Source organism: Neisseria sp. P0008.S004 (assembly GCF_051962755.1).
Lineage (GTDB): Bacteria > Pseudomonadota > Gammaproteobacteria > Burkholderiales > Neisseriaceae > Neisseria > Neisseria subflava_A.
In genome coordinates, this window is the sequence record NZ_JBQCUZ010000029.1 from 1 (window position 1) to 647 (window position 647).

Consider the following 647-nt stretch of genomic DNA (forward strand, 5'->3'; position numbering starts at 1 on the left):
GTAGTGGTATTACCGTTACCGTCTTTGATGGTTACAGTATGAGTACCGTTGCCGTTGTCTTTAACTTCGGCTTCAGCATTCTTACCGTCTTTAACGATAGTAGTAGTGGTATTACCTTCGCCATCAGTGATGGTTACAGTGTGAGTGCCGTCGCCGTTGTCTTTGACGTCAGCTTTAGCATTCTTACCGTCTACACCGTCTTTAACGATGGTAGTAGTGACTGAGCCATCACTTTCATTAGTAATAGTGATGGTATGAGTACCGTCATTGTTATTTACAACTTCGCCAGTGACGCTGCTGCCTTTTTCACCAGTATCACCTTTGTCGCCTTTTTCGCCTTTAGCGCCGGCTTCACCTTGGTCACCTTTGTCGCCTTTTTCGCCTTTAGCGCCGGCTTCACCTTGGTCACCTTTGTCGCCTTTAGCGCCGGCTTCGCCTTGGTCACCTTTGTCGCCTTTTTCGCCTTTAGCACCGGCTTCACCTTGGTCACCTTTGTCGCCTTTTTCGCCTTTGGCGCCGGCTTCACCTTGGTCACCTTTGTCGCCTTTTTCGCCTTTAGCGCCGGCTTCGCCTTGGTCACCTTTGTCGCCTTTTTCGCCTTTAGCGCCGGCTTCACCTTGGTCACCTTTGTCGCCTTTTTCGCCTTT

The 647-nt window shown here is 50.1% G+C and carries 1 protein-coding gene; it reads right to left on the reverse strand.

The features are described from left to right. The coding region (locus ACTHSW_RS10805) for a collagen-flanked surface repeat-containing protein (protein WP_440373915.1) at positions 1–647 on the reverse strand (647 nt) is incomplete at both ends.